Origin of the sequence: Aquidulcibacter paucihalophilus, from assembly GCF_002105465.1 — a bacterium.
In the GTDB taxonomy this organism is placed as follows: domain Bacteria; phylum Pseudomonadota; class Alphaproteobacteria; order Caulobacterales; family Aquidulcibacteraceae; genus Aquidulcibacter; species Aquidulcibacter paucihalophilus.
Genome location: NZ_NCSQ01000133.1, coordinates 1 through 4,930 on the forward strand (window position 1 = coordinate 1; position 4,930 = coordinate 4,930).

Below are 4,930 nucleotides of genomic sequence, written 5' to 3' on the forward strand. Positions count from 1 at the left end.
GCGGATGGTCTGCTTAGGAGCGCGCGGCCGTCAAAAGCGGCCATCCATCTGAACGGCAAACTCTAACTTCCGGTCGTCCGAATTCGTGGGGGCACGTCACTCAACTTTGGGCCAAAGCACGGGCGGTGCACCAGTCGTTGGACACAGCACCGCCAGCCGCACGTGCACGCCTGACATTTGTCACGTTTGGCATCTGACTTAACGCACTGTCCCGGAAGATAACTGTCGCCGTATGAAGGCGCATCATAAGGAGATGTGCCTTGCCATCAATATCGTCTGGGGACCTTGCCTCTTTGCGAGGCGTTTCAAAATCCTATGCCAAGCGCAGTGTTTTGCAAGATTTCGATTTCGCCCTGGAGCCCGGCACTGTAACCGCTTTGCTTGGACCCAATGGTGCGGGTAAATCGACCATCGTAGGCTTGCTTAGCGGTCGGCTTTCGCCAGATGCTGGCGTGATTAAATTATTTGGCCTCGACCCGCGACACCAGAATGCTCGCGCCCGCCTCGGTGTCATGTTGCAAGCAGCGGGCCTGCCGGATGCCTTGACCGTGTCTGAGGTCATCACGTTGCACGCAGGTTACTTTAAGCGCGGGTTGAAAACTGCCGATATTCTAGACCAAGCTGGTCTTACAGCCTTGGCCAAACGACCATGCGACAAACTCTCTGGCGGCGAACAAAGACGGGTGCAATTCGCGCTCGCTATTGCCGGGGCTCCGGATTTGTTGGTGCTAGACGAGCCAACAACCGGTTTGGATGTACAGGCGCGTCATGCGCTATGGCGCACCGTCCGGGAAAAGGCTGCCAATGGTGCCGCAATTTTGCTTGCCACTCATCACATGGACGAAGCCGAAGCGCTTGCTGATCGTCTTGTGGTAATTGCCGACGGCCGTATCGCGGCGGACGGCTCGCCTGCGGCTATCAAAGGGCGTGTTGCTGGCACAACCATCCGTGTGCGCACGCCCCTTTGCGCTGGCGTGCTTCAATCATTGCCCGGAGTAGTGAAAGTTGTTTTGCGGGGTGCTGACGCTTCAATCTTTAGCAGCCATGCTCGTAATACGCTGGAAGCGCTGTTCCGCGCGGACCCGAGTCTCAACGATGTTGATGTTACCGCCGCATCGCTGGAAGACGCGTTGGCTAGCATTGTCGAAGCCACTTTAAAGGAAGCCGCATAATGTCCACTCTTGTTGCTGCAGCGCCCGGTGTGTTTTGGCGCGAGACAAAGGCAGAATTTATGAAAGCTGCCCGAATGCCAATGTTTGCAATTCCCACCGTCTTATTGCCGGTGGGATTTTATACTTTGTTTGCGATCGGCATGGGGCGAGGTGATCATTCGGTGGTGACGCAAATGTTGGCGACGTTTGGGGTTTACGCCGTTATGGGTCCGGCACTATTTGGTTTCGGAGCAAATGTCGCCAGCGAACGCGAAAGCGGCCAGCTTGAACTGAAGCGTCTGTCCCCCATGCCAACTGGCGCACACATCGTTGGTAAACTTATGGCAACGATGGCGCTTAGTGCGATCGCGATCGCACTTATCTACGCAGTGGCTGCCATGGTTGGCGTCAAGCTTTCTGCTCCCCAATGGGCATTAATGGCCAGCATTCAGATCACGGCAGTAATTCCTTTCGCTTTGATAGGACTTGGCGTTGGCTATCGTATGGGCTCAAAAAGCGCTGTGGCAATCGTGAATGTTCTTTTCTTGGGAATGGCCGTTATGGGCGGATTGTGGATACCGCTCGCGCTCATGCCGGAGGCGATCCAAACCATCGCATGGGTGTTGCCATCCTATCATTTAGGCGAATTGGCGCTCATGTCAGTTGGCCGCAGCGAAATAGCCTATTTTTGGCTGCATGCGGGTCCGCTAGCACTTCTGTCTCTGGCAGCGGCTGTGTTTGCTTGGACTGGTCAACAACGGCAAGCCGCTTGACCAAGCCGATCGACTACGATGAGTGTGCAAACATGACTGACACCCACCGGCATAAGAGCCCCGAACCACAGTGGCTAAGTCTTGAAAGCCCTCTGCTCTGGCTGGCCTATCTGCCGATGTTCCTCATACCTTGGTTCATTCAAGCGCCGACGCCAATCCAAATAATTGGCGCAACGATCGGCGTCACGATCTTTTTGGTCGTCTACTTTCTCGCGGTCGGCGCAACCGGCTTGCGTTTAATCACATGCTCCATCGTCACTCTATTTATCGCTATTGCTTTGATCCCCACTTACGGCAATTGGACTGTCATCGCGATATATGCGGCGGCTATGATTGGGGATCTGCGCCCCCCGCGCCGGGCCGCGATTTTGGTTGGTGCTTTTGCGTTCATCGCTGTGTTCGCGGGGTTGTTAAGTCAGCAAAACCCCTTCTACTGGGGCTTCGGCATCTTCATGATGGTGATGGTTGGCATCGGCGTCATTTCAAGAGCGGCGTTGCAAGATAAAAACCACGCACTCACCAACGCCCAAATGGAGGTCAAGCAGCTCGCCGCGATTGCCGAGCGCGAACGGATTGGCCGAGATCTGCACGACATGCTCGGGAGCACATTGACGTTGATTGCGATCAAAGCCGATCTCGCGGCTAGGCTTGCTACGAGCGATCCTCAAGGAGCCGAGGCTGAAATGCGGGCCGTGGCTGCGACCGCACGCGATGGGTTGGCCGACGTCCGAGCTGCCGTTGCCGGCATGACAGGAGCTACATTGGCGCGCGAAATCGCAACCTCACAAACAGCCCTTTCTGCTGCTGGTATCGCCTCCGTCGTAGAGGGCGATGCCGAAGCGATCGAGCGCGGGGCAAGCGCAGTGCTCGCCATGGCATTACGTGAAGCGATCACCAACGTCATCCGCCATTCTGGCGCAAACTCCTGCCGGATTGCGGTCACCAACGGAGACGATAGATTGAGCCTCACTGTAAGCGATGACGGCAATGGGGAAGCGTTACGTGAAGGTGGCGGGATTGGCGGGATGCGCGCACGCCTTGCTGCGGCTGGCGGTGGATTAAGCGTTACTGGCGGACGCGCTGGCGCAAAAATTGTGGCCTATTTACCAATAGAGGCAAGCTGATGATCAGCGTTGTATTGGCCGAGGATCAAGCGCTGGTGCTCGGCGCTCTTGCAGCGCTACTGTCGCTTGAAAGCGACATCACGATCGTTGCGCGAGTTGGCGACGGCCAAGCAGCGCTCGATGCCGTGCGCACACACCGCCCGGATATTCTGCTCTCCGATATTGAAATGCCAAAACTTACCGGGTTGGATGTTGCCGAGGCCCTTACAAGGGAAAAGGCATCCACAAAGGTGTTCATTGTTACTACATTCGGTCGCGCGGGCTATTTGCGGCGCGCTATGGATGCAGGCGTGCGCGGCTATTTGTTAAAAGATACGCCCTCGGAGGTACTTGCCGCTGCAATTCGCAAAGTCGCTGCAGGCGGGCGGGCGATTGCGCCAGAGCTTGCCGAAGCGGCTTGGGATGCCCCAAGTAATCCGTTATCCGATCGCGAACGCGCCGTCCTGAGACATGCTGATGAAGGCTGCTCCAACAAGGATATCGCGCGGATGCTCGATCTGTCGCCGGGTACGGTACGGAACTATTTGTCTGAAGCGTCGACCAAACTCGGTGCAGCTAGCCGCATCGAAGCAGCGCGCATTGCCCGCAATAAGGGCTGGCTATGACATGATGTTTGTCACCTTGACGCGCTGATCCCTAGCACTGCAACAACAATCACTGTTGCGCGAGTATGCCCCATCACATTGGAGCCCTTCAATGCGCTGGAACAAAGGACTAGTTGTCGGATCGTTGGTCGCATCACTGTTAGGCGCCGCCTCAATGTTTCGGCTGGCCGCGCCCCAAGATTATGGATCACCGAAAGCCGAGATACTCGCCCCCGGTCCCACTGGCGTGCGCGTCAATGAAGCGAACTTAGTTGGAAACTATTTTCCAGCCCAGACGACCAAAAAATCACCCGGTATAATTCTACTTGGTGGATCTGAAGGCGGTTTGGGGCGCGCTACGTTGGATATGGCGCTAGCCCTGCAACGCGAAGGCTTCAGCGTATTGCAGCTGGCCTATTTTGGTGCACCCGGCACATCAAGAACGCTTGAGCGTATTCCCCTTGAGCTGTTTGACCGCGGTTTTGAATGGCTCGCTACGCAGCCTGGGGTCGATGCAAATCGCTTAGCATTGATGGGTGGATCGAAAGGCGCGGAAGCGGCACTGCTTGTCGCTACGCGCAGACCAGATTTGCGCGCCGTTGTCGCCGGCATGCCAAGCAGTGTGGCGTGGAATGGCATTGATTGGACAAAAGGTGGCGCGAGCTCCTTAGCATCATGGACAACAGAGGGGCGGGACGTTTCTACCATGCCGTTTGCCAGCTGGGATCCAGTTCAGGGAGTAATTAGCGTTTATCGCTCAGTTGAAGATCCCAACCAAAAAGATGCCGCCGCACGCGCCGCTATCCCGATCGAACAAGCACAAGCGGCCACGCTTTTGGTTTGCGGAGAAGCAGAGACGATGTGGCCAGCTTGCCCCATGGCACGTAATGTCCAAACGCGCTCGCAAGCACGGGGCGGTCCGCCTGTGACAGTTCTGGCATATGCCGATGCGGGCCATCTCTTGTTTGGACCGCCGATACCAGAGGACGCATCGTTTTACGCCAGTCTTGGCCAATATGGCGGCAGCGTAGAAGGCAACGCTGCTGCTCGGGTCGACAGCTGGCCGCGTGTGCTTGCGTTTCTGAAAGCCAACACTCAACCACTCAGGAATACTGGTGACACCGAAGAATTTGAGGGTGCGCGCGGCCAAAAGGCCGCAGACTAATTGTGCATTCAAACAGTGACCAGAGCCTCATTTAGTCCGTCGCTTGAACGTAGAGCCAAATCGCAAATCGTTTAGTTTGAGTATGTCCGCTTTCGGGCTTGGGCGAATTGGGCGTTATCGACCTAGTTTGGCG

The 4,930-nt window shown here is 56.3% G+C and carries 5 protein-coding genes; all 5 read left to right on the forward strand.

Going from position 1 to position 4,930, the window contains the following annotated elements:
* The first annotated feature begins 260 nt into the window (after window positions 1-260).
* The 5 genes from B7364_RS08605 to B7364_RS08625 all read left to right on the forward strand — a co-directional run bounded on the left by B7364_RS08605 (window position 261) and on the right by B7364_RS08625 (window position 4,797).
* Window positions 261-1,172, forward strand: coding sequence for an ABC transporter ATP-binding protein (locus tag B7364_RS08605; RefSeq protein ID WP_198534123.1), 912 nt, complete (start codon window positions 261-263; stop codon window positions 1,170-1,172).
* Entirely contained in the window at window positions 1,172-1,924 is a 753-nt protein-coding gene (locus B7364_RS08610) for an ABC transporter permease (RefSeq protein ID WP_085339594.1), read from the forward strand. The genes B7364_RS08605 and B7364_RS08610 overlap by 1 nt, the downstream gene beginning before the upstream one ends.
* Before the next feature lie 32 nt (window positions 1,925-1,956).
* Window positions 1,957-3,048: a sensor histidine kinase gene (locus tag B7364_RS08615; RefSeq protein ID WP_085339595.1), complete on the forward strand. Its 1,092-nt coding sequence runs from the start codon at window positions 1,957-1,959 to the stop codon at window positions 3,046-3,048.
* A complete protein-coding gene (locus tag B7364_RS08620; protein ID WP_085339596.1) occupies window positions 3,048-3,653 on the forward strand; it encodes a response regulator transcription factor in 606 nt (201 codons plus the stop codon). Before B7364_RS08615 ends, B7364_RS08620 begins: the two co-directional genes overlap by 1 nt.
* A gap of 154 nt (window positions 3,654-3,807) precedes the next feature.
* Window positions 3,808-4,797, forward strand: coding sequence for an acyl-CoA thioester hydrolase/BAAT C-terminal domain-containing protein (locus tag B7364_RS08625; protein ID WP_157893609.1), 990 nt, complete (start codon window positions 3,808-3,810; stop codon window positions 4,795-4,797).
* Window positions 4,798-4,930: the final 133 nt, after the last annotated feature.